The sequence below is a fragment of the Granulicella cerasi genome (genome assembly GCF_025685575.1).
Lineage (GTDB): Bacteria > Acidobacteriota > Terriglobia > Terriglobales > Acidobacteriaceae > Granulicella > Granulicella cerasi.
In genome coordinates this window covers 97,900-122,111 of sequence record NZ_JAGSYD010000003.1, presented here as the reverse complement: position 1 = coordinate 122,111, position 24,212 = coordinate 97,900, and the positions used below count along the sequence as shown (strand labels likewise).

Annotated in this window: 17 protein-coding genes; 3 read left to right on the top strand and 14 right to left on the bottom strand. The window is 63.0% G+C overall.

All coding sequences use genetic code 11. From position 1 onward, the window contains the following. Positions 1-95 precede the first annotated feature (95 nt). Together OHL11_RS10065 and OHL11_RS10060 are read right to left on the bottom strand one after the other, a co-directional pair. Positions 96-2,636 carry a 2-oxoglutarate dehydrogenase E1 component gene (locus tag OHL11_RS10065; RefSeq protein ID WP_263371381.1) on the bottom strand — a complete coding sequence of 847 codons (2,541 nt, stop codon included), beginning with the start codon at positions 2,634-2,636 and terminating at the stop codon, positions 96-98. Positions 2,637-2,687: 51 nt separating this feature from the next. Beyond that, on the bottom strand, positions 2,688-4,157 hold the full coding sequence (locus tag OHL11_RS10060) for a PAS domain-containing sensor histidine kinase (protein WP_263371380.1): 1,470 nt from the start codon (positions 4,155-4,157) through the stop codon (positions 2,688-2,690). A 159-nt stretch (positions 4,158-4,316) separates the two neighbouring features. Between OHL11_RS10060 and OHL11_RS10055 the strand changes: the two genes are divergently transcribed. Continuing rightward, on the top strand, positions 4,317-5,990 hold the full coding sequence (locus OHL11_RS10055; RefSeq protein ID WP_263371379.1) for an RNB domain-containing ribonuclease: 1,674 nt from the start codon (positions 4,317-4,319) through the stop codon (positions 5,988-5,990). Positions 5,991-6,051: 61 nt separating this feature from the next. Here OHL11_RS10055 and OHL11_RS10050 read toward each other — a convergent pair whose 3' ends face one another. The 5 genes from OHL11_RS10050 to pgm form a co-directional block, all read right to left on the bottom strand. Continuing rightward, complete coding sequence (locus OHL11_RS10050) at positions 6,052-9,294, bottom strand: TonB-dependent receptor (RefSeq protein WP_263371378.1); 3,243 nt, start codon at positions 9,292-9,294, stop codon at positions 6,052-6,054. 161 nt (positions 9,295-9,455) lie between these two features. Continuing rightward, a complete protein-coding gene (locus tag OHL11_RS10045; RefSeq protein WP_317890642.1) occupies positions 9,456-10,556 on the bottom strand; it encodes a YeiH family protein in 1,101 nt (366 codons plus the stop codon). A 15-nt stretch (positions 10,557-10,571) separates the two neighbouring features. Then, complete coding sequence (locus tag OHL11_RS10040; RefSeq protein WP_263371377.1) at positions 10,572-10,715, bottom strand: hypothetical protein; 144 nt, start codon at positions 10,713-10,715, stop codon at positions 10,572-10,574. A 485-nt stretch (positions 10,716-11,200) separates the two neighbouring features. Beyond that, complete coding sequence (locus OHL11_RS10035) at positions 11,201-11,911, bottom strand: hypothetical protein (protein ID WP_263371376.1); 711 nt, start codon at positions 11,909-11,911, stop codon at positions 11,201-11,203. Positions 11,912-12,107: 196 nt separating this feature from the next. Beyond that, positions 12,108-13,802, bottom strand: coding sequence for a phosphoglucomutase (alpha-D-glucose-1,6-bisphosphate-dependent) (gene pgm, locus OHL11_RS10030; RefSeq protein WP_317890641.1), 1,695 nt, complete (start codon positions 13,800-13,802; stop codon positions 12,108-12,110). Positions 13,803-13,963: 161 nt separating this feature from the next. Here pgm and OHL11_RS10025 point away from each other — a divergent pair, with 161 nt between their 5' ends. Further along, a complete protein-coding gene (locus tag OHL11_RS10025; RefSeq protein WP_263371375.1) occupies positions 13,964-16,957 on the top strand; it encodes a DNRLRE domain-containing protein in 2,994 nt (997 codons plus the stop codon). A gap of 2 nt (positions 16,958-16,959) precedes the next feature. Here OHL11_RS10025 and OHL11_RS10020 read toward each other — a convergent pair whose 3' ends face one another. The 4 genes from OHL11_RS10020 to OHL11_RS10005 form a co-directional block, all read right to left on the bottom strand. Continuing rightward, positions 16,960-17,292 carry an Hpt domain-containing protein gene (locus OHL11_RS10020; RefSeq protein ID WP_263371374.1) on the bottom strand — a complete coding sequence of 111 codons (333 nt, stop codon included), beginning with the start codon at positions 17,290-17,292 and terminating at the stop codon, positions 16,960-16,962. Between the two features lie 81 nt (positions 17,293-17,373). After that, entirely contained in the window at positions 17,374-17,742 is a 369-nt protein-coding gene (locus OHL11_RS10015) for a response regulator (protein WP_263371373.1), read from the bottom strand. An 81-nt stretch (positions 17,743-17,823) separates the two neighbouring features. Then, positions 17,824-19,506, bottom strand: a complete 1,683-nt coding sequence (locus OHL11_RS10010) for a hybrid sensor histidine kinase/response regulator (RefSeq protein ID WP_263371372.1) — start codon at positions 19,504-19,506, stop codon at positions 17,824-17,826. An 86-nt stretch (positions 19,507-19,592) separates the two neighbouring features. Beyond that, complete coding sequence (locus OHL11_RS10005; protein WP_263371371.1) at positions 19,593-20,375, bottom strand: lysophospholipid acyltransferase family protein; 783 nt, start codon at positions 20,373-20,375, stop codon at positions 19,593-19,595. A gap of 112 nt (positions 20,376-20,487) precedes the next feature. On the opposite strand from OHL11_RS10005, the gene OHL11_RS10000 reads away from it, so the two are divergent. After that, a complete protein-coding gene (locus tag OHL11_RS10000) occupies positions 20,488-20,961 on the top strand; it encodes a DUF2062 domain-containing protein (protein WP_263371370.1) in 474 nt (157 codons plus the stop codon). 59 nt (positions 20,962-21,020) lie between these two features. On the opposite strand, the gene OHL11_RS09995 is transcribed toward OHL11_RS10000, so the two are convergent. The 3 genes from OHL11_RS09995 to OHL11_RS09985 form a co-directional block, all read right to left on the bottom strand. Continuing rightward, positions 21,021-22,028: a phospholipase C/P1 nuclease family protein gene (locus OHL11_RS09995; RefSeq protein WP_263371369.1), complete on the bottom strand. Its 1,008-nt coding sequence runs from the start codon at positions 22,026-22,028 to the stop codon at positions 21,021-21,023. A gap of 76 nt (positions 22,029-22,104) precedes the next feature. Continuing rightward, positions 22,105-22,560, bottom strand: coding sequence for an REP-associated tyrosine transposase (locus OHL11_RS09990; protein WP_263371368.1), 456 nt, complete (start codon positions 22,558-22,560; stop codon positions 22,105-22,107). A gap of 203 nt (positions 22,561-22,763) precedes the next feature. After that, positions 22,764-24,101: a nicotinate phosphoribosyltransferase gene (locus OHL11_RS09985; protein WP_263371367.1), complete on the bottom strand. Its 1,338-nt coding sequence runs from the start codon at positions 24,099-24,101 to the stop codon at positions 22,764-22,766. Positions 24,102-24,212: the final 111 nt, after the last annotated feature.

Below are 24,212 nucleotides of genomic sequence, written 5' to 3'. Positions count from 1 at the left end.
CGGAAGTCGGAAGTCGGAAGGGCAACACAAAGGCGGGGCATATGCCCCGCCTTTGCTTTTACTTTTTACTTACGACTTCACACTTACGACTGCCTCTAGTGGCTGTGGCCGAGAGCGAGATCGATCAACGCCTTCTCTTCGATCTCGTGTGCTTTTGCCGAACCGGTGGCCGGGCTGGCGGAGGCAACACGCTTCACCGAGGTGAGGGCGCGGTCGCCGACGAGCTGCTTGAGGCGCGGCATCACGTAGAAGAGTGCGCCCATGTTGGCCGGCTCTTCCTGGACCCAGACGACTTCGTGAGCGCTGGGGTGCTGGTTGATCGCGGCGAGGATCTCTTCTTCCGGCCAAGGGTAAAGCTGGTCGATGAAGATGATCGCCACGTCGTCGAGCTTGCGCTTGGCGCGCTCCACGCGGAGGTTGTGACCGATCTTGCCGGTGCAGAGCAGGATACGACGCGGGTTCGTCACCGAAGTGTCCGCGAGCACAGGCTGGAAGCGGCCGGTGGTGAGGTCGCTGAGCGGCGAAAGCGCGTCGGGGTGGCGCAGCATCGACTTCGGCGAGAAGACCACGAGCGGCTTGCGCCAGGTGCGCAACGCCTGACGACGCAGCAGGTGGAAGTGCTGTGCTGCGGTCGAGGGCTGGGCGATCTGGATGTTGTCCTGCGCGGCGAGCTGGAGGTAACGCTCGATGCGTGCGGACGAGTGCTCCGGGCCCTGGCCTTCGTAGCCGTGCGGCAGCAGCATCACGAGGCCGGAGAGCAGGCCCCACTTTGCTTCGCCCGCAGCGATGAACTGGTCGATGATGATCTGCGCGCCGTTGGCGAAGTCACCAAACTGCGCTTCCCAGAGCGTGAGCGCTTCGGGGTAGTCGCGCGAGAAGCCGTACTCGTAGCCGAGGCAACCGGCTTCCGAGAGCATGGAGTTGTAGACCTCCCACTTACCCTGGTTGTCGGCGATGTGGTTCAGCGGCGACCAGCGCTGCTCGGTCTCGGTGTCGATGAGTACGGAGTGGCGGTGGTTGAAGGTGCCGCGCTGCGAGTCCTGCCCGGAGAGGCGGACCGGCTTGCCTGCTTCGAGCAGCGAAGCGTAGGCGAGCAGTTCGGCAAAGCCGTAGTCGAGCGGCTTCTTGCCTGCGCCCATCTCAGCGCGCTGCTCGAGCAACTTGGCGACCTTCGGATGCACGTTGAAGCCAGCAGGCGAAGCGACGAGCTTCGTGGTGAGCTCACCGAGCTTGGCCGCATCGATACCGGTAACGGGGCTGTCGCTGGGCGAGAGCGCGCCGCCGGTGAAGCCGTGCCAGTACTCGGGCAGCTCATGCAGGCGCTTCATCACGAAGGTGTTCTTGCCCTTCGCTTCTTCGGCTGCGGCCTTGCGCTGCGCTTCGAGGAACTCGTCCTGATACTTCTTGATCTCTTCGGTGGGATCGACGCCGATCTGGTCAGCGTAGAGCTTCGAAAGCGTCGGGTGGTTCTTGATCTTCGCGTAGCGGCGCGGCTGCGTGACGGTCGGATCGTCCACTTCGGAGTGTCCGTGACGACGATAGCCGATGAGATCGATCACAACGTCTGAGCTGAACTCCTGACGATACTTCGCGGCGAGCTCCGCCACGCGCGCAACGGCGGTGAGGTCTTCTGCGTTGACGTGGAAGATCGGGATCGGCAGGCGTTTGGAGATGTCCGAAGCGAAGCGCGAAGAGTTGGACTCTTCGGGGTTCGCGGTGAAGCCGAGCAGGTTGTTCGTGATGACCTGGATGGTGCCGCCGACTTCGTAGCCCTTGATCGTCGCGAGCACGAGCGTTTCGGCCCAGATGCCCTGACCGGCGTACGCTGCATCGCCGTGAATGATCATCGGCAGAATCTGCTTCTTGCCTTCTGCGCCGATGCGCTGCTGACGCGCACGCGTGCGGCCCATGACGACGGGGTCGGCGGCTTCGAGGTGCGAGGGGTTCGACGCGAGATGCAGCGAGACGGTCTTGCCGTGCGCGGTGGTGAAGTCGCCGGTCGCGCCCATGTGGTACTTCACGTCGCCGCCGCCCATGGTCGTGCGGGGATCAACGTCTTCAAACTTGGAGAAGATCTCGTAGCCGTCGCGACCGACGGTGTTCACCATCACGTTGAGACGGCCACGGTGGGCCATCGCAAAGAGCACGCGCTCGACGCCGAGGTCAGCCGCAGTGGTGAAGAGTTGCGAGAGGAAGGGAACGGTGGCGGTGAGGCCTTCGAGGGAGAAGCGCTTGGTGCCAAGGTAGCGCTGCTGAATCACCTGTTCGAAGACGTCGGCGCGGATGAGATCGGTGAGGATGTTCGCGGTGCTCTCGACGGTGTAGTCACGTTCGAGCTCGCGCTGGATCCATTCACGCTTCTCGGGCGACGCGATGTGCATGAACTCTGCACCGATGCTGCCGCAGTAATACTTGCGCGCTTCTTCGCTGTCGGGGCCGTCGGGGGCGGGCGTGGGGAAGGGCTCGGCGGGCAGGTACTGGCCGAGCGGGTCAAGCGTGGCCTGGAGGAAGCCCCAGCGGCGAAAGATGTCGAAAACGACTTCGCGCTGAGGCGAATTACTGGAGGGTTGAGGCTGGGCTGCGGCCTTGTTGGCGGCAGTCTTCGTAGACGCGGGCTTCGTCGCTGTGGTCGGCATGGCGTATCTATGCTAGACCTCTGCGAGGGGCAGATGGAAGGGTTTGTTCGGTTACCGCTCGCTTTGTGCGAGAGTTGTATCCGCGATCACACCGTCGCCCAGACCGAAGGGCAAAAAGAGGGTGAAGACGGTGCCGTGGTGCTCGGGGGACTGTGAGGAGCGCAGGCGCAACGTGCCTCCGTGGCGCTGAATGATGTCGGCGGAGATCCAAAGCCCGAGGCCGGTTCCGCTGTGGCCCTTCGTGGTGAAGAAGGCGTCGAAGATGCGGGCGCTGGTGGCGCGGGATATGCCCACGCCGGTGTCGGCGATGGTGAAGCGGATACCGCGTCGACCGCTCAGGATGTCCGTTGCTTCACGCGCAGCCAGGATGAGGCGTCCGCCCTGGGGCATGGCGTCAATCGCGTTACCGACAAGGTTCGAAAGCACCTGACGAATGTCGCCTTCGAAGCATTCGATGGAGGTTCCGGCGTTGCTGCGGAGATCGACCTTGATGTTGCAGTTGCGCAGGCGACCTTCGTAGAGGCCGAGCGTGCTGTCGAAGAGGTCTTTCGCGTGGCAGGGTGTGGGCCGCGTGGATTGCTTGTGAAAGCGCAGGGTCTGGTTGACGATGACGGAGACGCGCTTGAGCTCCTGCTCGGCGAGATCGAGGAACGTATGGATGTCCTGCGCATCCTGACCTTGGCGCGCGAGGTAGACGAGGTTCGTCACGGCTTCGAGCGGGTTGTTGATCTCGTGAGCGATCGAGGACGCAAGGCGACCCACGGCTGCGAGTTTCTCGGCTTGAATGAGGGCAGCTTCGGTCTTCTTGCGCTCGGTGATGTCGATGGCGATGCCGGGGAAACGGATGGGGTCCCCGGTCGCGTTGCGCTGCACCTGTCCGCGCGCGGCGATCCAGACCGAGGTGCCGTCAGCCTGCTGTACGCGGTACTCGGCATCGAACGGTTTGTCTGTCTCGATGCAGCGCAGGATGCGCGCTGTCATGTCGGGCTTGTCTTCCGGATGGATGTAGCGTGTGAATTCAGCGATGGGTGTGCCGGAGCTGGCGACGGCGGGATCCACGCGATAGATGCGCGCGAAATGACTGTCGGAGTAGACGCGATCGTTGACGATGTCCCAGTCCCACATGCCGATGCCGTTGTAAGCGTGGAGCGCGAGTGCGAGGCGGCCTTCGACGTCACTCCGTTCAGCGGCGAGACGATGCTCTTCGGTGACGTCTGCGTAGAAGAGTGCAAGGTCGGCGTCGCCTACAGGAAGCGCGTGCACGCGGAACCAGGTGTCGAAGGGAGCGTAGTAGACGTCCGGCAGGTTTTCAGCGACGCGGGTTCGCTGCACGCGTCGGTAGACGGTCTCGACGATGGTGCCGACGGACTGAGGGAAGAGCTCCCAGTGCGTGCGCGAGTTGAAGTCTTCATCAACGAGGCGAGAGACTTCCTGCGCGCGGGTATTCGCATAGAGGATGCGAAAGTCTGCGTCGCAGAGTATCAATCCTTCGGGCAGGGCGTCCAACAGTTGTGCGAACATGGGGGACTTCTCGCTGGATTGGATCAGCGCTTCGAGAAATCGCATCGAGGGTGAGGGAGTCGCCATGCACAACCAGCCTATCCGATTTACGGATCAGCGGGTTGCATGGATTGCATCCTATGCGAAGGCAGGGCAAGGCAGCAGAAAGGAACACGAGGCATGTCGCATCATCGTCATTCGCAGTCGCAGGGCTCCGGGCAGGGCAATACATACGAACGGTCGCATCATGATCAGTTGAAGCAGTTCCGCCAGCAGCGCCATGAGCGGTTCACGCCAGCGCCGACGCATACAGGGCATCACGTAGATGCGGCACATTTTGATCTGGCTGGCGCCGCGCTGGAAGAAATGCAGGAGGCGGGTTTTCACCCTGCTTTCGGGCCCGACGTCGAGGAGCAGGTGCAGGAGATTGCTCGCATGCTCGCTGATGAGAACACCTCTGCCGGTTTTGAAGATATGCGCGCGTTGGGTTGGTCGTCGATCGACAACGATACCTCGCGCGATCTCGATCAGATTGAGGTTGCTGAGCGCGTCGCCGGTGGGATCCGCCTGCACATTGGAGTCGGTGACGTAGCAACGGCGGTGCAGAAGGATTCGCCGATCGACAAACATGCGAAGGACCAGACGCAGACGATCTACACCGCAGTGAGGAACTTTCCGATGCTGCCGTTGGAGCTTTCGACGGACATGACTTCGCTGAATGAAAACGGCGATCGTCTCGCGGTGGTGATCAGCTTCACGGTGCGTGAGGATGGATCGATCGCAGATGAGTTGGTGCGTCGTGCACGTGTGCGCAATCGCGCGCAGCTGGCGTACTCGCGTGTAGGGCCGTGGCTGGAGCGTGTGGCTGCGGGCGTGAAGGATGATGATGTAATGGCGCTGCGTTCAGACTCTGCGCGCGAGCATGATGAAGCGCAGCTGGACTCAGGTGCGCTGCCTGCGAACTGGCTCGTGGAGCAGTTGAAGCTGCAGGATGAAGCGACGCAGTGGCTTCATGCCGCGCGCGTGGCGAAGGGCGCGCTGGAGTTTCACAAGGCTGAGGCCGACCCTGTGGTCGTCGACGGCAAGGTGATCGACGTGCAGGAGGCGACGCAGAATCGCGCGATGCTCCTGATCGAAGATCTGATGGTTGCAGCGAATGGCGTGATGGCGCGCACGCTGCGCAAGGGTGGACGTTCGGGCCTGCAGCGCGTGGTGGTGGTTCCGAAGCGTTGGGACCGTATCGTCGCGCTGGCGAAGGACAAGGGCTATGACCTTCCGGTGAATCCTGATTCGCTGGCGTTGAACAATGTGCTCGAGCAGATTCGCGCGAAGGATGCGGACCACTATCCTGACGTGGCTTTATCGGTGATCAAGCTGATGGGGCCGGGCGAGTATATTCTTGCGCGGCCGGATGATGATCCGACGGGGCACTTCGGTTTGGCGGCGCGTGACTATACGCATTCGACCGCACCGAACCGCCGCTTTCCCGACATCGTGACACAGCGCGCGCTTCATGCATTGCAGGACAAGGCGGAGCCCCCGTACAGCGATGATGAGCTGCGAGCCATTGCAATGCACTGCAACGATGCGGACAAGGCGCTGCGCAAGATTGAGCGCGACATGCAGAAGCGCGTTGCTGCGGTGGCGATGGCGAAGCGTGTGGGCGAGGTCTTCCACGGTGTGGTCACCGGCGCGACCGACAAGGGCGTGTACGTGCGCGTCATTCGTCCTCCGTTTGAAGGACGTGTGGTGCATGGCGGTGAAGGACTGGACGTGGGCGATAAGGTGCAGGTGAAGCTGATTCACACGGACCCCGAGCGCGCGTTCATCGACTTTGCGTATGTAGGGAAGTAGCGCTAAGTACAAATGACGAAGCCTCCGCATGATGCGGAGGCTTCGTCATTTTGCGTGATGGCTAGAAGAGGATCTTCGCACCGAGTTGGATTTGGCGGCTGGTGTTGGCTGTCGAAGAGATGACGCCAGGCGAGCCGTACTGTGGGGTGGTTGCCTGCGAAGCGAGCGTGCCCTGCGTGGGGCCAGCGGTGTAGACGATCGTATTCGGCAGTGCGAGGTTGGTGTGGTTGAGCACGTTGAAGAACTCTGCACGGAACTGAACGTGGACGCGTTCGGTGATGCGCGTGTTCTTCAGCAGTGATGCGTCGACGTTGGCGTAGTGCGGGCCGCTGAGAGTGTCGCGACCGACATTGCCAACGTAGCCCGCTGCAGGGGCCGAGAACGCGGTGTAGTCGAAGTACTTCGCTACGCGCTGAGCGGTGGTGCCTTTGGTGTAGAGCTGACCGGTGAAGCCGACGTTCACGTCAGGACGCACAGGGTTGCGCGAGTCGCCGGAGCCGGTGGGGTTGTAACCGAGTTGCGGCGAGAAGGGGAAGCCGCTCAGCAGATTCACGATGCTCGAAAGCGACCAACCGGAGATGACGCGGCTGGTGAAGCCGTTCGTCTTGCCGAGGAAGTGCTTGCCGTCGCCGAAGGGAAGCTCGTAGGTGGCGTTGATGGCTGCGATGTGACGAAGGTCCGTTGCGGCGCGGCCGTAGTCGAGATGCGGAAGCTGCGGCACACTCACGAAGGCCGGCGTGTTGGAGGAGACCGAGGTGTTCCACGCCGAGCCATCGTCGAGGTTCTTGGCCCAGGTGTAGTTGCCGCGGAACTGCAAGCCGTTGCGCAGATCATGACGAACGTCGACGATGAGCGCGTTGTAGTTGCCCGAAGCTCCTGCCCACCACGAGGTGGTGTTCGCTACGTTCGGGTTGGCGTAGACCGGAGCCGCGGGAGCCGTCGGTGTGCCGGACGCCGGGTAGAAGACGCGGCCGTTGACGCGCGTGAACGCGGGCTCGTTGAGATCGCCGTTCATGATCTGGTGGTAGCTGTGCGAGCCGCTGTAGGCAACCGAGAGCGTGGTGGAGGGCGCAAGCTGCTGCTCGACCTTCAGCGTGTAGCTCAGCAGCGCAGGTGTCGCCATGCCGCTGTCCACAGTGGACGGCGAGACCTTGCCGGTGCCCGCAACGGGGTTCGCTACGGTGGAGCCTGTGCTGTAAGAGTAGGTGGTGTTGTAGGGCGCGGCCTGATCGAGGCGGTAGTCCAGCGCATCGAGCAGCGTGTGGTGGAAGCCCACGCCACCGGTTACGCTTGTCGTGCCGTTGCCGAAGACGTTCCAGGCGAAGCCAAGGCGCGGCTCGATGAGGATCTTCGCCTTGTTGTCGGTGAGAGCGTTGGAAAGACCCGAGGTGGGGTTGGTGCTGATCACATTGTTCGTAAAGGTGTAGACCGAGGCGCGGCTCTGCGCTTCGCTCCAGCCGGTGGAGGACTCGGTACGAATGCCAGCGCGTACTTCGAAGTTCGGCGTGATGTGCCAGGTGTCTTCGATGAAGCCATCGACGTATGTGGCGCGCCAGCCGAGCGGGGTAATGGTCGGTGCGTAGGTGAAGGTCTTGATGGTTCCTTGCAGGAAGGTGGTAAGGCTGGCAAACGATGCCTGACCGTACTGGTTTTGTGCGAGGTTGTCGTTGGACTGCAGGCGCTGCACCCACACGCCACCCTGGAAGGTGTGCTTGCCGACGGTGTAGTAGAGGTGGTCGTCGAAGGTGAAGAGGTTGCGAGCGATGGCGTTGTTCGAGCCGACGTTCGCTCCTGCGCCGGTGATGGCGGATGCGCCGTTCGACGCGGTGGAGCCGGAGATGACGACCGCGTAGGTGGGCACGCCAGGGCGGACGGTTGGCGCGAGCGCCTGTTGCGCCGCGGGGACGTAGCCGTAGAAGTAGAACGACGAGCGCGAGAAGCCGAAGCGCGCGATGTTCAGCAGGCGCGGCGAGAAGACGTGCTGTTCCTGCGCGCTGAAGACCTGCTCGCGCAGCGTTTCCTGCACGTAGGTGTAGGGGTTGCCGCTGGGCGTGTTCGCGTAGGAGTCATCGATCGTGTAAGTGGAGTAGAAGTTGTCCTTCGATCCGATGTTCCAGTCAAAGCGCGTGGTCCCGAAGTCTTCGCGAATGCGTTGCGGCGCGCTTCCGGTCCACTTGGCAATGCCGGTGGGGATGCCGTTCTGCGTGACCTCAGCGCCATTGGCGACAGGCCACAGGTTCAGCAGCTTTGCGGAGTTCGGCGCGACGGTGACGGGGACGAGCGCGCCGGTGGTGGGGTTCGGCACAAAGCCTGCGCGCGCGTTGTTGTCGGGCACAAGCGTTTGCAGCGACACGCCGAGGTTCTGGCGATAGCCTTCGTAGTTGCCGAAGAGGAAGAGCTTGTCCTTCTTGATGGGGCCACCCACCGCAGCACCGTAGACGTGGCGCTGGAACTCAGGGATGCGCGCGTTGTCGAAGTAGTTGCGAGCGTCGAGGAAGCTGTTGCGCTCGAAGCCGTAAGCAGAACCGTGCAGCTGATTGGTGCCGTTCTGCGAAACGATGGAGATCTGTGCGCCATCGCGCTTGCCGTAGGCGGCGGAGTAGGTGTCGGTGACGACGTTGAACTCGTGGACGCCGTCGATGCCGAGCAGCTGGCCGCTCGTGCCGCCGGGCGTGGTGTTGATGAGCGATGCACCGGTGTACTCGATGCCGTTGAGCAGGAAGAGATTGTCCTGCGGGCGACGGCCGGAGATGGAGAACATGCTGCCGACCGACGAGTTCGACGTGCCGGTGGAGCCGCTGCGCTGGTTGGTGTAGTTCACCACGCCGGGATTCAGCGTGAGGAGCTGGTCATACGAGCGACCGTTGAGCGGAAGTTCTTTCACCTGACGTGCGTTGACGAGGCCGGAGGTCTGCTCGGTGGAGAGGTTCACGCTGGAGGCGAGGTCGCCGTTGACGGTCACGGTCTCTGAGCCGGAAAGGGCGAGCTTCAGGTTCACTTCGAGCGTCTGGCCGACGGTGATGTTGTCGGAGCGATGGAAGGCTGCGAAGCCGGGTGCGTCCACCGTGATGGTGTAGTGGCCGACGGTGAGCGAGGGCGCGGTGAAGCTGCCGCTGCTCGAAGAAACGAGGTCGCGTTGCGAGCCGGTGTCGTCGTTATGGATGGTGATGTGGGCCTTGGGAATGACCGCGCCTGAGGGGTCGGTGACGACGCCCGAGATGTTGCCGCCGACGACTTGCGCGGAAGCGGCGGCGCTGGCCACAGCGAACAGCAATGAAGCAGACACGCGATTGCGTGAAGACATGATGAGGCTCTCCTGAATGTGTTGCGTGTAGGCGTCTGCCATTTTTATGCGGGCAGATCGCTTATGGATGGGATAGCGAAGATGGCGTGGGCTGGTCCTCGCGCTGAGTCAGGGTGACTAGCGGCGACAACAACAGCTGCACATCTTGGTGAAGAGCTTGATCATCGACCGGCTCCATGGAAGCCGAGGACGACGAGGCCGAGCGTCAGCAGCGCGATGAAAATTTCACCGAGCACGCCGACGAGGATCGGACGCCAACCCTGATCGATGAGGTCGCGCAGGTTGGTGCGCAGACCGACGCCTGCGAAAGCAGGCAGAAACGCCCACTTCGAGAGGTTGGCGATGGAGTTGAGCTGGCCTTTGCTGAAGAAGCCGAAGGTCGCAAGCACGCTCAACGCCATGAAGCCGAGGATGAACTTGGGGAACTTCTGCCAGAGGAAGAGCGCCTTGCGCTCGACCTTCTTGGCCTGACCCTGCGAGGCCCAGTAGACCGCGTAGCCGAGTACAACGAAGCCAATGAAGGCCGAGCGTGCGGTCTTCGCGAGCACGCAGTACTTGCCAGCTTCTTCGCCATAGAGCGCGCCGGTGACGGTCGCCTCTGCGGTGTTGTCCACGGCGAGACCAGCCCAGATGCCGTAGCTCTGCTGGCCCATGTGCAGCATGTGGCCGATGGCCGGGAAGGTAAAGAGCGCGATGGCACCGAGCGCGAGGATGGCGGCGATGGCGGTGGAGGTATCTTCTTCGTCGGGCTCGATGGCGCCCTGCGCGGCCATGATGGCTGTGACGCCGCAGATGGAGGAGCCGATCGCCAGCAGCGAGGTGAGTTTGGGGCGCAGCCCGAAGAGGCGGCCGAGCAGCGTCATGACGGCGAGCGAAAGCGCAAGCTCGACGAAGACGAGCAGCATGGTCACGCCGCCGACGTGGAGCATATCGCTCAACACGAAGCGCGCGCCGATGAGCACGATGCCGAGCTTCAGCCAGAGCTCATAAGTGGCGATGCCGGCGCGAAAGATGCGGGGGATGGTGGTGACGTTGGAGACGATGAGGCCGAGCACGATGGCCCAGAGCACGTACTCCATGTGAGGGAAGGGGATGTGGTGCTTCGGCAGGATGGTGCCGAGCGACTCCATCACTTTGCCGAGGAAGCCTAACCCGAAAAGCAGCAGCGTCCCTGGCACAAGCGACAAGAGATGCGCGGCGCGGGAGTCTGGTGCTGTGGCTGCAGGGGCAGCGTTGGGGTTAGGCATGGTGGCTGTGGGCACGAGCGAAAGAGGTCCTTACCAGCCGATGTGGTGAATCACGTTCAATCGGATGAGCGCGGCGAGCGCGAGGCCGAGAACGATGGCGGCTGCGTCGGCGTTGAAGTTCAGGCGGGCCTGTGCGTGTGCGATGGCCTTGCTGGGCTGGATGCGAGGGGACATGGGAAGCGTCTCCGGGTGTTGCCTTCAGTTGTACTGAGTCGGGAGAAATCCAGAGGGGCAAATACAAAACCCACGCCGGCGGATGGCCTGTTGCGTGGGTGCTTTTGCTAGGTCTGGAGAAGCGATCTTAGGAGGTAAGAACTCGCTTAGAGCAGACAAACACCGGCGCAACAACGCGGCATGCAACAACACATGCAACAGGCGTTCGCGACGGTGGTGAGGTTCTGCTTCATTCAGGTATTGAGCCTACGGTAGTTAGCAAACCGTGTCAAGACGGCTTGCGGCTACAGGTGATGAGATGCGTCGCGGAGCGGAGCGGTTGCGGAAATCTGCGAGACCGGGTGGCCCACACCTTGGTGCTGAGATGTGGGCCACCAGAGAGGTACGTGGAGTCATCGTTCGATGGTGCTCTGTACCTCTTCGCTCTCCCCCATCTGCAAACGCGCAGAGGGGAGAGCGGTCGGTGTGGTTTCCCGCGGTCGCGGTTACTTGACGAGTTCGAAGCCCTTGCGATTGTGGCGTACGCGCAGCGGGGCGATGCTGGCCTGCATCAGGTTGCCGTCCTTGTCGGTGTAGATGTCGCTGGTGCCTGCGTTGAAGCGCAGGGTGTAGTGCACGAGCTCGATCTCCTTGTCTTCGAGCTTGCCCCTGGCTTCGTCCTTCTTCATCAACTGGTAGGGCTCGAATCGATCGGTCTTATCGCCCTTCATCGGCACATAGAGCGTGTAGATGCTGTTGGTGTGAGGATGCGCTTCGAGGTTGCGGATGAGCACTTCGAAGGCGCTGGGGTCATCCGTGAAGGCGATGACGAGGTCGCCCGGGGACTGCAGCGGAACCTTGCGTCCGCCGACGCTCTGGTTGTTCTTCAGCACATCGACGGTGATGACGTCGTTGGTCTTGGAAGGCGTGTACATGATGAGCGACTTGTCTGCGCTTGCACGCAGCGCAGCGTCATCGAGGATGCCGTCGTTGCCTACGTGATAGGCGTTGGTGACCTGACCCTGCGAGTCGGTGGGATAGGTGATGTCGGAGCGGATCTCGATGCCGGTCTTGGTCTTCTTCAGCGTGTATTTGGCTTCGGAGATCTTCTTCGTTCCAGCGAAGGTCTCAAAGAGAGCGGGTGGAATCTTCTCGGCATAACTTGCGGTGGACGTGATGAGCAGCGCGGCGAGCACTGCCAATGGTTTCAGCTTCATGGTGCTTTACTCCTCGGAAAAGTGGTGCAGATGTTTCGCGGAATGCTACGGCGAGGTCTGATCGTTTTGCAACGGATTTGTGCGAGGAGTGTGGCTGGAGTTGATTCGAGTTTTGAGTCGTGAGCGATGCGTTGTGAGTTCAAACGCAACAACGCCGCTGAGTGGTGGCTCAGCGGCGTTGTGATTGTGTGAGGTTTTAGCTGAGGGCTGCGCTGACGACGGCCTTCGCCTCTTGCTGGATCTGCTTGAGGTGGTCTTCGCCCTTGAAGCTCTCGGCGTAGATCTTGTAGACGTCTTCAGTGCCCGAGGGGCGCGCGGCGAACCAGCCGTTTTCGGTGGCGACTTTCAAGCCGCCGATGGAAGCCTTGTTGCCGGGCGCTTCGGTGAGGATCTGCGTGATCGGCTCGCCCGCGAGCTCCTTCGCCGTGACCGCCGAGGGAGAGAGCTTGCCGAGCTTGGCCTTCTCCTCCTTCGTCGCTGCGGCATCGACGCGCTGGTAGACCGGTGCGCCGTACTTCGCGGTGAGTTCGCTGTAGAGCTGGCCGGGATCCTTGCCGGTGCGAGCGGTCATCTCAGCGGCGAGGAGGCCCATGATGAGGCCATCTTTGTCGGTGGTCCAGGCGGTGCCGTTGAGGCGCAGGAATGTTGCGCCTGCGGACTCTTCGCCCACGAAGCCGAGCGAGCCGTCGAGGATGCCATCGACGAACCACTTGAAGCCGACCGGCACTTCGAGCATCGGGCGGCCAAGGCCCTGTGCCACACGATCGATCATCGACGAGGAGACAAGGGTCTTGCCGATGCCGACCTTCGCCGACCACTCGGGGCGATGCGTGAAGAGGTACTGGATGCTCGTGGCGAGGAAGTGGTTCGGGTTCAGCAGGCCTGCGGATTTGCAGACGATGCCGTGGCGATCATGGTCGGTGTCGCAGGCCCATGCGACGTCGAAGAGGTCTTTGTTGGCGATCATCGAGGCCATCGCGTTGGGGGAGCTGCAGTCCATGCGGATCTTGCCGTCCCAGTCGAGGGTCATGAAGCGGAAGGTGGGATCGACGTAGGGGTTCAGCACTTCGAGCGGCAATTTGTACTGCTCGGCGATGCGCGGCCAGTAGGCTACGCCTGCGCCGCCGAGAGGATCCACCGCGAACTTGAGCGCCGTGCCGCGGATCGCGTCGAAGTCAATGACGTTCGCGAGGTCGTTCACGTAGTTCGTGATGTAGTCGAACTCTTTGGTGGTGTCGAGCGACATCACCTTACCGACGTTGAGGCGCTTGACGCCCTGCAGACGGCTGGCGATGAGTTCGTTGGCGCGGTCCTGAATCCACTTGGTGGCGGAGGTGTCGGCGGGGCCGCCGGTGGGCGGGTTGTACTTGAAGCCGCCGTCCTCGGGAGGGTTGTGCGAAGGCGTGATGACGATGCCGTCGGCGTAGTCGCTCTTGCGCCCCGCGTTGTAGGTGAGGATGGCGTGCGAGAGCGCGGGCGTAGGCGTGTAGCCCATGTCCTTGTCGTAGAAGACGGTGACGCCGTTGCCGCCGAGCACTTCAAGTGCAGCGATGAAGGCGGGCTCGGAGAGTGCGTGCGTGTCTTGCGCGAGGAAGAGCGGGCCGGTGGTCTTCTGCGCGGTGCGGTACTCCACGATGGCCTGCGTGATGGCGAGAATGTGCGCGTAGTTGAAGCTGGTGGAGAGCGAGGAGCCGCGATGGCCGCTGGTGCCGAAGCTGACCTTCTCCGCGGGATTTTCGGGGTCAGGATGGTTCGCGTAGAACGCCGTGAGCAGGCGGGGCAGATTGACGAGCTTGTCGGGCGAAGCGTGGTGGCCAGGGGTGTTCAGCAGGGTCGAATGCGCGGACATGCCGCCAGCATACGCGGGTGCGTCGGTGATAGGAAATGCCATGTTGGTTAGAAGCGTGGAGATGGCATGAAGGATGCCACTTGCGTTTCGGGAAAACTCTGCTAAAACGGGACATATTCGTTTCGAGTTGAAACTGTCACGACGGCCTCGCGCTCGTTCGCGGCAATGTGGATTCGCTGAGCAGGGAAACGTTGGTGCGAAGGATGAAGAGGTGGGCGCGCGTGTGCGTCGCCGCAGCCGTGGGGCTGTGGGCGGCGGTGCCGTTGTGTGCGCAGCAGGCAACGCTGATGGCGGACGCGCATGTGTCGAGCGCGCGGCCTGCGGTGAACTCTGGAACGCTCACGAATCTGAATGTTGGCGGCGGCTACTCGGCGCTGCTGCAGTTTGATCTGGGCACGCTGCCGAGCGGAACGACGGCGGCGCAAGTGAGCAAGGCGACGCTGCGGGTTTATTGCAATCGTGCGGATACGGCTGGTGCGGTGTCGGTGGCGCTGCTGCAGTCCGCGTGGAGCGAGTACGGCGTGACCTATGCGACGCTGCCTGCTGCTGGTGGCGTGCTCGGCACGTCGGATGCGAGCGCGGACGGTTATGCCGTCTTCGATGTGACGGCAGCGGTACAGGCATGGCTTGCGGGAACGGCGAACCATGGTTTGCTGCTGACGTCGGCGAGCGCGGTGGTGCAGTTCGACTCCAAGGAAAATGACCAGACCGGGCATGCGCCGCAGTTGGAGATTCAGCTGGCGACGAGTGGAGCTGCGGGTGCGGTTGGGGCGACGGGTGCTACCGGAGCTACTGGGGCTACCGGAGCGCAGGGTATTCAGGGGGTAGCCGGCGCTGCAGGCGCTGCTGGAGCTGCTGGAGCCAAAGGGGCTACAGGCGCGACTGGCAGCGTGGGAGCAACGGGAGCAACAGGAGCAACGGGCAGTGCTGGTTCTACCGGAGCCACGGGGGCTGTTGGAGCCACGGGTCTGCAAGGCGCGACAGGCTCGCAAGGAGCCACTGGTGCTCAGGGGCCTGCTGGCGCAGCGGGAGCTACGGGTGCCACTGGAGCCACTGGCATAGCAGGTGCCACAGGCGCGGCGGGGTTTGTGTATCAGGGCAGCTATAGCTCGGCGAGCAACTACGCGCTGGGCGATGTGGTGCTGTGGTCGGGATCGAGTTATGTCTCGTTGGTGGCGAGCAACCATGGCAACACGCCGAGTACCTCGCCGACGATGTGGGCTGTGCTGGCAAATGTTGGGGCGACAGGTGCTACGGGTGCGCAGGGCGTTCAAGGTGTCGCTGGGCCGACGGGTGCGATTGGGCCTGTGGGTTCGCCGGGCGAGAAAGGCGATCAGGGCGCGCAAGGTGTCGCGGGACAAGCTGGCGCGCAGGGGATTCAGGGTGTGACGGGAGCAACCGGAGCGACGGGAGCAGTGGGTGCGACCGGTGTGGCTGGGCCGACAGGGTTGAGCTTCAAGGGCGCTTATAGCGCGGCGACGAACTATGCGCTGGCGGATGGTGTTCTGTGGCAAGGCGCGGGGTATGTGTCGCTGGTGGCGAACAACCATGGCAACACACCGGACCAGTCGCCGAGCGCGTGGGCGCTGTTTGCGATGGCAGGCGCGAGCGGAAGCAATGGGGCCGCTGGAGCCACCGGCGCGACCGGTGCTGCTGGGGCAATTGGTGCTACGGGCGCGACCGGAGCCACGGGAGCGACGGGGCTCACGGGCGCAACGGGTTCGGCTGGGCTGGCGTATCGCGGCGCGTACGCGTCGGCGACGAACTATGCGCTCGGTGACGTGGTGCAGTGGCAGGGCGCGAGCTACGCGTCGTTGGTGGACGGCAACCATGGCAACGCGCCGGATGCCTCGCCGACGTACTGGGGGCTGCTGGCCGCCGTTGGTGGAGTCGGGCCGACTGGCGCGACCGGAGCCACAGGCGCGACGGGTTCGCAGGGTATTCAGGGGCCGCAAGGAGTGCAGGGGGCGCAGGGCGTTCAAGGGCCGGTGGGAGCGCAGGGACCTGCAGGCGCGCAAGGCTTGCAGGGCGCTGCGGGGGTGCAAGGCGCGCAAGGGCCGACCGGTGCTCAGGGTGTCGCGGGTCAGGCTGGGGCGCAGGGGATTCAAGGCGTGGCCGGGCCGACGGGTGCGACCGGCGTCGCGGGGCCAACGGGCGCGACCGGCGCGGTCGGCATGAGCTTCAAAGGCACGTACGACGCGACGACGAGCTATGCGGCGGGCGACGGCGTGCTCTACAGCGGGGCGGGGTACGTATCGCTGCAGGCGAATAACCACGGTAATGCGCCGGACCAGTCGCCGAGCTTTTGGACGATGTTTTCTGCGCGCGGCGCGACGGGCACAACTGGCGCGACGGGGCCAACGGGCTTGCAGGGTATTGCGGGCTCGCAAGGTCTTACGGGCGCGACCGGCGCGCAGGGCGTTCAGGGCGTGGCCGGGCCTACGGGGCCGCAAGGTGCGACGGGCGTAGCGGGGCCGACGGGTTCTACCGGCGCGGCGGGAATGAATTTTCGCGCGGCCTGGAATGCGTCGACCTACTATGCGACGAACGATGCCGTGACGTATAGCGGCTCGACATATCTGGCGTTGGCGGCGAACCTGAACTCGCCGCCGGATGCGAATGTGCAGAGCTGGACGGTGCTGGCGCAGGCAGGTGGCGCGGGGCCTACGGGTGCTTCCGGGCAGGCTGCAACCGTGACTGTCGGCACGGTGACGACGCTGGCAGCGGGGGCGTCCGCAACGGTGACGAACGTGGGTACGACGAGTGCGGCGGTGTTGAATTTTGCGATTCCGCAAGGCGTAGCGGGCAGTGGTGGTTCGTCGTCTTCTACGACCGCGATCGGCACCTTCGCGGCGATGTATCACTCGGTGAATTACGCGTCGAACTACTACTCGGTGAACACGGCGGCTGGTGCACTGACGGAGACCGTGGCGGTGGTTTCGTGGGTGCCGCAGGGTTGCAAGGCGACGCGGCTGGAGGTGAGCTCGATGCAGTCCGGAGCGATCACGGTGACGCTGAGGGCGGGTTCGTCGCCGACTGCGATGGCGGACACCACGCTGTCGTGTACGCCGTCTACGGCGGGCAGCTGCCCGGCGACGGGCTCGGTGACGATCCCGGCTGGAAGCTTCATCGACTTTCGCATCGACGGATCATCCTCGGCGGCGGCTGGGGTGTGGACTGCGTTGACCTGCCAATAGATTCAGAGCGGCAGCGATCGGCAAAGAGCGTCGAAGGAGTCTTCCAGTGCGACGATGTCGAGTTCTCCTTCGGCTTCGAGCGTCAGCTCCAGACGACGCGCAGCGTCCGTGCCATCGTGGTAGCCGAACATGCCGAGCGAGCCAGCGAGTTTGTGCGCGGTGGACGCGGCAGATTCACGTTGCACCGTCTCGAGTACGCCAATGGAGGCGGCCATGACGGCGTCGTGAAGCTCCTGGATGCGCTCGCGGACGCGGGGCAGGTTGCGCTGCCAGAGGGCAGCGAGCAGAGCTGCGCTTTGCGCGGCAGCAGAGGTCTTCTTGGTTAGTTCGCTCACGATTCTTCTCGACTCTATCGGGGAACGCACGGCACAGCGAAATGGATTTCGCTACGGGTGACTCCAGTTGAGAAACAGGGTCTACCAGCCGAGGGCGGCGGACATCTGATCGGAGAGCGTGAGGGGATCGAACGGCTTGAAGAGCACCGCCTGTACACCGAGTCCTGCGAAGCGACGCTGGTCGACGCCCTGCACCTTGGCGGTGAGCAGGATGACGGGGATGTGGGCGATCTCGGGCTGCTTCTGCATTTCGCGGAAGGTCGTAGGGCCGTCCATCGCGGGCATCATCACGTCCATCAGGATGGCGTCGGGGCGGAGCTCGATCGCTTTGTGGATGCCCTCAGCGCCCGAGCTGGCGGTGGAGATGCGCCAGCCAGCTACGGATTCCAGCGCGAGGCTGGCGACCTCGCGGATGTCGTCTTCGTCGTCGATGATGAGGATGTGTCTCAAAAGGGGCGTCCTCGGGAGCGGTGGATTCTCCGCTTGATTCTAGCCTGAGTCGGTGGTCGTCGCGTGAAGGCGACTCAAGACTTATACCGCGGCGGGCTGGATCATGCTGACGACGAGTCGCTCGAGCTCCTGCGGGGAGACGCGGGCCTTGTCGAGGAACTGCGTGGGGCCGAGGCGAAGCTGTTCGCGCTCTTCCTGGCTGAGCATCGCGCCGGAGTACACGATCAACGGCAATGACCGCAGGGAAGGCTGCTGGCGCAGCCACTCGGCCAGCATGAAGCCGGTCCCGTCGGGCAGTTTCAGGTCGAGGATGATCGCTTCGGGCGGCGTTGCGCGGCAGAAGTTCTGCGCCTCGGCGAGCGAGCGCGCATGCTGCATACGAACATCGGATGCGGTGCGGTCTTCGGCGAAGCTCGCCATCACAATCGCAGCAAGATCGGCGTCGTCTTCGACGAGCAGAATACGGCCGTCGCTGCCGGAAGCATAGAGCACGCGCGAGAGTTCTCCGAGGAGGCTTTCGGGGCCGAAGGGCTTCTGCACCCAGCCTTCAGGCGGCACTTCGATGGGATGACGCGCGGAGCCTTCTGCAGGACCAAGAACGCTGAGCACGACCACCGGCAGGCGCGCCGTGCGTGCATTGGATTTGAGCAGCTCGAGTGTCTGCCAGCCGGAAAGCCCCGGCATACAGAGGTCCAGCAGCACGACTTCGATGTTGCGCGAGGTGACGAGCTTGAGCGCGTCTTCGCCATTGCCCGCTTCGATTGCCGAGTAGCCATGGATGCGCAGCATCTCGGCGACGAGGTGGCGGAAGTCTTCATCGTCATCGCAGACGAGGACGGTGTTCGCGTTGCGTTCCTGCGCGGCCTTGGCTTCGGCTTCAGCGGATGCCGAGCGCGGAAGCTTGACGACGAAGGTCGAGCCGGAACGACCGGAGCCGTCACCGTCATTGCGCTCTGCGTGGATGATGCCGCCGTGCTGCGCGAGGATGGTGCGGCAGATGGCGAGGCCGAGGCCTGTGCCACCCTTCTGGCGGGAGTCGGCGTTTTCGACCTGGGTGAAGCGGCCGAAGATGCTTTCCAGCTTGTCGGCGGGGATGCCGCGGCCGGAGTCCTGCACGCGGAAGCTCAACGTGCTGGCATCGAACTGCGACCGGACGAGTACCGTCGAATTCGTCGTGGAGAACTTGACGGCGTTCGAGAGCAGGTTGACGAGCACCTGCTGGATGCGGTCGGGGTCGCCTTCAAAGGCTGCAGGCATGCCGCCTGGCTCGGGCACCACTTCGATGCGGACGCCTGCGTCATGCGCCATGGACTGCATCGTTTCCACGGACTGCTGGATGATCTCGTGCAGCGAGCAGGGGCGCAACTGCATGGCTGCGCGGCCGGAGTCCATGCGCTCGAGGTCGAGGATGTCGTTGATGAGGCGGACGAGGCGATCAGTATTGGTGACCGCGATGCGCAGCAGGTTCGCGGCTTTGACGTCGAGCTGGCCGAGCAGACCGGAGGAGAGTAGACCGAGCGCGCCGCGGATCGAGGTGAGCGGCGTGCGCAGCTCATGCGAAACCGTGGAGATGAACTCGTCCTTGATGCCGTCGAGTTGACGACGTTCCATCAGGCCTTGTTCGGCGTTGGTGAGTTGCCGTTGCAGCTCGAAGAGCCGCTGGCGCAGTTCGCGCTCGCTATGGCTTGCACGCATCAGCAGCATGGCCAGCACACCGCAGAACACGGTGAGGAAGACCACGACGGCAATGACGAGTGTATTCATGCTCAGGCAAATGTGTTGGCCTGTTCATCGTAAATGAGTTCCACGCCAAGTGCGGACCGCATCCCGCACAGAGGTCGTTATCCGGACTAGCGACTAGCGGGCGCAGGTGTTGATTGCAGAGGCATTACCAGCGCCTGCACGGCGGCCTGCGCTTCCACCACCGCGATCTTGCGGTTCGCAAGGCCGGCGGGCGTGAAGGCGATGGGCTCGCTGGCGAAACGGATGGTGCAATGGGTGGCCTTGATGCCGAGCAGCGTCCAGAGATGAGCGCCCATCGGCTGCGTTCCCCAGTGGAGATCCTTGACCGTGGTCAGGCCGCGAGCGAGATCGTCCGCAGAGAGATCGTAGTGCAGGAAGCCCGGATAAATGGGCTGCTTGGCCATGATGGTCTGCGCGATCAGACCGGAGCGGAAGGGCAGCAGGTCTACTTCGCCCGTGCCGGTGGTGCCTTCCGGGAAGAAGACGACGGGAACGCCTTCGCGGAAGTCGCGCGCCATGCGCTCGGCGGCCTTCGCTGCCTGGCCACCAGCGCCGCGCTCGACGTAGAGCGTGCCAGCCATCATGCTGACCCAGCCCATCACCGGCAGCTTGCGCACTTCCATCTTGGAGATGAAGACGCAGGGGTTCACTGCAGAGTGAGCGAGGATGTCGGTGAGGTTCAGATGGTTGGTGATCACCGCCCCCTGCGTGGGGATGGGGCCTTCCACGCTGACCGTGATGTTCGCCGCGCGCATCAGGCTCTTGCAGAGACGCGAGAGCCATGCGGCGCGGAGGGCGCGCGTCTTCGGGCGACGGATGATGACTTCAACAATGTAGTAAGCGAAGACAAGGACGACGCGGACAAGGCGGAATAACTTGCGGAAGATCAAGCGGTGGGAACCCCGTGCAACCGAAAAGGCTAATGGTTGTGATGCCTCGAGTGTATCCCTTGTATGCCCGGACGGGCATCTCGAAGGGGAGGAAGCGTATCCTTAGTAATTGGTGCTGACGATCGTAAAAAACAAGATTGTGCGACCGCTGCTGGATTTGCTGCGCAGCGGAGCAACGCCCGAAAGGCTGGCGTGGTCGCTGGCAGTCGGTGCGGCGGTGGGCATCAACCCGCTGCTGGGCTCGACGACGTTGTTGGCTCTGGCGCTGGCTGCGGTGCTGCGGCTGAATGTGGTGGCGTCGCAACTCTCGAACCATCTGCTCTATCCGTTGGAACTGCTGCTGTTTCCGGTGTGGATCAAGCTGGGCGTCATGCTCTTCCGCACGGAGGGCCTGCCGCTGACGAAGGATGCGCTTTTCGACGCGGTGAAACATCATCCGTGGGACACCACCAAGCTGCTGTGGGGGTGGGAGTGGCATGCGCTGGTGGTCTGGGCTGCGGCGATGTGCGTGGCGGTTCCGGTGATGGCGTGGGCGCTGCGTCTGGCTCTGCGCAGGATGTTGACGTCGCAAAGCGTCGCCGCTTAGCAGAGGACATCAAAAACGGCAGACTCGCGATGAGTCTGCCGTTTTTCTGTTGGCGGAGTTTAGCCGTTGTACTCTTCCACCGGATCAGCCGAATGGACCCAGGCCGAGTAGATGAGGTCGCGGAGTTCGATGGCGCCGTTGGCGAGGCACTGGTCGACGAAGGCGCGCGACTCGGGCGTGCCCTTGTCGTTGAGCGCGCCGGCCTTCTCGAACTTGTATACCTGCTGGACGCTGGTGCCGGTCTGGTGCAGGTAGGTGAAGTACTGAATCCACTCATCGTCGTAGATCTTCGCCTTACTGGCGGCGACGATCTTGGCGACGTCTTCCTTATCGGCGCCGTTGATGACGAAGTTGTTCTCGAACTGCCAGTGGATCTTATGTGCGGTGGTGTAGCCGTTGGGGTTGGGGCCGGTCCAGCCGTTGTACTGGATGCTGACGTGCAGCGGCTGCGAGCCGTCGCCGACATAGTGGCCGAGCCAGCCGCAGTCGAAGAGGATCGCGGTCTCGACGCCGTGGGTGTCCTTGTTGGCCTTCTTCAGTGCGCGGTACTCGCGGAAGTCGACCTTGAGCCGCTGCCAGACTTCTTCCACCTGCCAGGGCTGCAGGCCGACGCCTTCGGGCGAGAGGTTGTCCTTGGGATGCTGGGCTTGCGCGGCGGCGAGCGAGCGCAGGAAGTCGAAGCGCTTGCGCGGAAGCATCCAGCCGTTCACGCAGGACGGGTCGTTGACCGGCTTCGCGTCGGGCGCATCGGGTGCGGGCGAGTTCGTGCCGCAGGGCACCTTGCCGTAGTTCGCCCATTCCATGTCGATGAAGTGGTCGGCGGCCTGCGTGGCGGCGAGTTCGCTCTCGGCCTTGTTGCGCCAGCGGTCGGGCTCCGGCCCGAGGTACTCGATGACCGCAGCACCGGACTGGTCGCGCACGAAGGAGGGTACGTCTGCGGGGAGGTTCAACGCGGCGAGGCGGTTGATCATCATGTGGCCGTCGGGTCCCCAGGCGTTGGCGGGAACGGCGATGGCGGCGATCAGCGCAGAGGCAGAGGCGATGCGGGTGAGGGACGGGAAGCGCATGGTGGGAGTATATGACGCAACGTCTGGTCTTGACCGGTTAGGGATATTCGTGAGGCACGAATGGTAGGCGACGGCTTCAGCCGTCGCATTCAGCCGCATCTGCAGGAGCGGCTTTAGCCGCTGAGGTGAATGCTGAGGAGAACGGATAATCCCCCGCCCGCTCAACGAGACCCGCAACAACAGGGTTCTGGTGGATGTAATGTCTTTGCGCCAGAAACTCATCCGAGTCTCGAATGCGGCGGTCGTGAAAGCCCTTTTGCCAGAACGGATAATTCGTTTCCAGACGATGCGAGAACCCGCCTTTGATCAGGCCGATTGCGCGTTCGATCGTGATGCCTTGCGGAGTCAGCAAGAGATGGAAATGATCGGGCATCACGACGAAGGCGTGGAGTTTGTAACGGCCTTCGCGTCGGTAATGCTGCAGTGTTTGTAGAAATAGCTCTGCGCGTCCCGGAATGGATAGAAAAGGGCGGCGTTCCCATGTCGCGGACGTGATGAAATAGGTGGCCGTGGAGCTCTGCGGTGGCGGCATGGCGGGAGTTTACCTCAGCGGCTAAAGCCGCGAGTCTTTCTTCGCCATGGTGCGACGGCTGAAGACGTCGCCTACCGTCCGTGCTTCATAGAGGCCTATGGCTGTGTTGTCACCTACCGTCCGTGCCTCATAGAAATCCGTGGCGGCTCGTGTGGAACGCAGATTCCCTGCTGGGAGGACGAATGAAAAAGCTCTGTGCTTGCCTATACAAGAATCGGCAGCTCTTCCAGCACCGGTGAGCCGAAGGCCTTGCGGTAGCGCTCGACCAACTCCGCTGGCCCGCTGGCTTTGCCGGGGTTGTCGCTGAGCTTCACTGTCGGGATGCCGTCGGCGCTCGTGATCTTGCAGACCATCGAGATCGGCTCGAAGGTTGCTTGTCCCTCTTCAGGGCCACGCGGATGGCAGTCGCGGAAGTCGTTGGTGAGCAGCGTGCCCCAACCCGCAGAGAAGCGAATGCGCTGCGAGAAGTGTTCGTGCAGGCGAACGATCGTGTTGGCGTCAAGGCCGTCGCTGGCGATGAGGCGTTTTTTGCGCGGGTCTTCACCACGCTGTTCCAGCCACGTAAGGTACTCTTCGCCCGCGATGAATGGATCCTTCGAGTCCACGCGCTCGCCGGTCCAGCGCGTAACGAAGGGAGGCGCGCCTTCGAGGAACTGTGTCGTGCCGAAGGTGTCGGGCAGCATGATGAGCAGTTCGCCGCCGTAGCTGCGCTGCCAGAGTTCAAGTACGCGATACTGCGACTGCCGCAGCTCTTCGTCGCTGCCGCGCGAGGCGATCGCCGCGAGTACCATCGGAAGCTCATGCGCGTTGGTACCGATGGCTTCGAGGTTGTGTTTATACGCGAGCGCGGTGTTCGAAGTGCCGACAAAGCGTTGGTCGGCGGCGTTCGTGTTGAGTGCGGCGTCCATCGCCTGCACGCAGTACTCCTGCCACAGGAAGCTGTGGCGGCGGCGCGTGCCGAAGTCGGAGATGCGCAGGCCGGGCACTTTACGCAGCAGCTCGATCTTGTCCCAGAGGCGCGTCTTCGCGCGTGCGTAGAGGACGTCGAGCTCAAGCTCGTTCAGCTCGGCGAGAGCGGCGCGGGTCTTCATTTCGCTGACGATGGCGAGCGCGTAGACCTCCCACATCGTCACCTCGGACCAGAGGCCGGAGAAGCGCAGGATGAGCTGTCCGTCTTCTTCGTGGATCTCATAGTCGCTGAGTCTGTGCTTGTGCTCGAGCCAGTCGAGGAACGCGGGTTCGAAGATCTGGCGCGTGCCGTAGAAGCTATTGCCCGCGAGCCAGACGAGTTCGGACTTGAGAAAGCGCAGTCCGCGCACATGCTCCATCTGGTCGCGCAGTGCTTCGGCGGAGATGCGCTCGGCGAGCCGCACGCGCACGGTGCGGTTATGCACTTCGCTGGTCACGTGCGTGGTCGGAAAGTTCTTCCAGACGAACTGCAGCATGAGCAGCTTGTAGAAGTCCGTGTCGAGCAGCGAACGCACGATGGGGTCGAGCTTGAAGTTGTGATTATGGGCGCGTTCGGCGAAGTTCACGTTCATGGCTTGGTATTCAACGATACGAGATGAGAGGGGCGCTCGGCGAGTGGGTGAAGAGATTAGAGATGAGAGATCAGAGATTGACCTTCCAAATCTCCAGGAGTTGTGACAAGG

Excerpts from the sequence above, each read along its gene's own strand:
- OHL11_RS10065 (WP_263371381.1), bottom strand. The coding sequence starts at position 2,636 with ATGCCGACCACAGCGACGAAGCCCGCGTCTACGAAGACTGCCGCCAAC.
- OHL11_RS10060 (WP_263371380.1), bottom strand. The coding sequence starts at position 4,157 with ATGTTCGCACAACTGTTGGACGCCCTGCCCGAAGGATTGATACTCTGC.
- OHL11_RS10055 (WP_263371379.1), top strand. The coding sequence starts at position 4,317 with ATGTCGCATCATCGTCATTCGCAGTCGCAGGGCTCCGGGCAGGGCAAT.
- OHL11_RS10050 (WP_263371378.1), bottom strand. The coding sequence starts at position 9,294 with ATGTCTTCACGCAATCGCGTGTCTGCTTCATTGCTGTTCGCTGTGGCC.
- OHL11_RS10040 (WP_263371377.1), bottom strand. The coding sequence starts at position 10,715 with ATGTCCCCTCGCATCCAGCCCAGCAAGGCCATCGCACACGCACAGGCC.
- OHL11_RS10035 (WP_263371376.1), bottom strand. The coding sequence starts at position 11,911 with ATGAAGCTGAAACCATTGGCAGTGCTCGCCGCGCTGCTCATCACGTCC.
- pgm (WP_317890641.1), bottom strand. The coding sequence starts at position 13,802 with ATGGCATTTCCTATCACCGACGCACCCGCGTATGCTGGCGGCATGTCC.
- OHL11_RS10025 (WP_263371375.1), top strand. The coding sequence starts at position 13,964 with ATGAAGAGGTGGGCGCGCGTGTGCGTCGCCGCAGCCGTGGGGCTGTGG.
- OHL11_RS10010 (WP_263371372.1), bottom strand. The coding sequence starts at position 19,506 with ATGAATACACTCGTCATTGCCGTCGTGGTCTTCCTCACCGTGTTCTGC.
- OHL11_RS09995 (WP_263371369.1), bottom strand. The coding sequence starts at position 22,028 with ATGCGCTTCCCGTCCCTCACCCGCATCGCCTCTGCCTCTGCGCTGATC.
- OHL11_RS09990 (WP_263371368.1), bottom strand. The coding sequence starts at position 22,560 with ATGCCGCCACCGCAGAGCTCCACGGCCACCTATTTCATCACGTCCGCG.
- OHL11_RS09985 (WP_263371367.1), bottom strand. The coding sequence starts at position 24,101 with ATGAACGTGAACTTCGCCGAACGCGCCCATAATCACAACTTCAAGCTC.